The organism is Phenylobacterium sp. (assembly GCF_036263695.1).
GTDB lineage: Bacteria > Pseudomonadota > Alphaproteobacteria > Caulobacterales > Caulobacteraceae > Phenylobacterium.
The window spans coordinates 1-1910 of record NZ_DATAGM010000417.1 but is presented as its reverse complement, the minus strand read 5'-3'; the positions used below and the strand labels follow the sequence as shown (position 1 = coordinate 1910).

The window sequence follows — 1910 nt, the reverse complement described above, 5'->3', positions numbered from 1 at the left end:
TAGGCGTGCCGAATGGACGCAAGGAGCTTCTCCCGCCAGGGCTGGTCGTCGGCGATCTCGATCTCGCTGATTGGGGTGTCCCGGTCGTGCTTCTTCACCGGCACGGTGAGCATGATCTCGCCGCCGGGGCCGAGGATGCGGTTGCGCGACTGCCAGGAGCGGCGGGCGAACTGTACGTCGTCGAGGAAGACGAAGACGTCCGCTTCGGCGATCAGGTGGAAGTAGCCGAGGTAGGGCAGATAGGTCGGCTGCATGATCGCAGCGGCGCCGGCCATCTCACGCCGCCGTCGCGGCGCGGCGGCCGGCGCCCAGGGCGGCCTCGAGAGCCGCCTGAACCTGATGGAACTTCTCGGCCTTGCTGTAGGGCTCCCAGGCGCCGGGCACGAAGCTTGGGCCCAGAGTCTTGGCCGCTACGTCGCGCAGGGCCTCGAGTTGCGCCATCGCGTCCGTGGAGTGGTAGATCCAGCGGGGCTGCAGGTTGGCGAATACCTGCTCGCCCAGGCTCATCCGAACCTCCTCGAACGGAGACATCCAGCGGTCGATCTCGCGCCGCAGCGGGGCGTCGTCGGCCTCCTCCACGCACTCAGCTGTGGCCAGGGCCTGGCCGCCGCTCTCGTAGACGTAGATCCGGAACACCGCGCCTTCGGCGGTGAAGTTCTGGACGTAGAAGGGCAGCGGACCTTCGTAACGGCAGCGGAAAACGTAGGTGGCGAAAGTCTTGCGCACGAGCTTGGGCGGGCGAAGGCCCAGCGGCTTGAACAGCGGCGTCGGGTTGGCCGCCCAGACCAGCACCTCGTCGTCCTTGCGCGCGGCGAGCGCCTGGCGCGGCGAGACCAGCGAGGTGTCGTGGACGCGGACGCCCAGCCGCTCCAGCGCTTGGCGGCATTGCCGGAACATCGCCGGAAAGCCGTCTGTCGGCAGGGCCGCGGTCGCGTTGTTGGTCCGGCCCCAGAGGTGGCGGGGAATGGCGAACAGCTCGTCGTGCAGGGGGCTCTCGGTCTTCAGCTGCGCCAGTTGCGGGAGATCGCCGAGCGCCGGAAACACCCGGTTCACGGCCAGCGGGATGGCGGCGCTCTCGTGAACCTCCTCGAGCGGCGCATCTCCCAGGTGCCAGCGGCAGTAGCTCGCCACCGCCTCGGCGATCGGCGCGGGATAACAAGCGATCCGGTTCGCCAGGCTGTCGCCGGCCGGCGGCGTGAGCGCAAGGTCGGCGCAAGGATAGGCCGGGCCGCCGAAGTCGCGGGTCGCAGTCAGGTCCCCGCCGGCGCCGAGGCTGACCGAACCGAAGCGGTTGTCGATGTCCTCGAAGCCGACGCCGTGGCCTTCCAGCAGGGTGCGGATAGGATCGCCCGCCGGGCCGAAGTAGATGCAGCCTTCACGCAGCTCCAGCCCGCCGCGGCTTTGCGGCAGGGCGACCCCGCCGAGGGCGTCGAAACGTTCGTGCAGTTCGATGTCGCGGCAACCGAGGCCGTGCGCCTGGAAGGCCGCCAGGACGCCGGTCAGGCCCCCGCCGACGATCCGCACCTTCTTCACGGCCGGCGGCCCCACACGACCAGGTCGCTGTTGCTGGGGACGAGCCGCCCGGCCTGGATGTTGTCGAAGCGGACCTGCAGCTCCACCCGGTCCTGCAGCGCCAGCGTCTCATCGATCAGCGCCACAAGGCCCGCTTGGCTGTAGAAGCGGTTGAACAGACCGGCCTCGCCGGTCTCGGGCGTGGCGAGCCGAAAGCCGTCCGGCTCGACGGTCTCGCCACGGCCGTAGCGGTAGTCGTCCACCAGACGGGTGCGCAGGAAGACCTCGCAGCCGGGCGCGAGATGGGCGCGGAGCCCGCTCAGCGCCGCAGCCGCCTGATCGCGGGTCAGGTAACAGAGCAGATTGGGGATGATCAGGGCGTCGAACGGCCCGGTCAG

Annotated in this window: 2 protein-coding genes and 1 pseudogene; all 3 read right to left on the bottom strand. The window is 69.7% G+C overall.

Annotated elements, in window-relative coordinates:
* A partial coding sequence (locus VHK87_RS16770) for a WbqC family protein (protein ID WP_329636034.1) occupies positions 1–275 on the bottom strand: 275 nt, incomplete at its 3' end.
* A 1-nt stretch (position 276) separates the two neighbouring features.
* Entirely contained in the window at positions 277–1533 is a 1257-nt protein-coding gene (locus tag VHK87_RS16765) for a flagellin modification protein FlmF (RefSeq protein WP_329636033.1), read from the bottom strand.
* Positions 1530–1910: pseudogene (locus tag VHK87_RS16760) on the bottom strand (class I SAM-dependent methyltransferase); the annotation flags it as partial. The pseudogene VHK87_RS16760 and the gene VHK87_RS16765, both read right to left, overlap by 4 nt.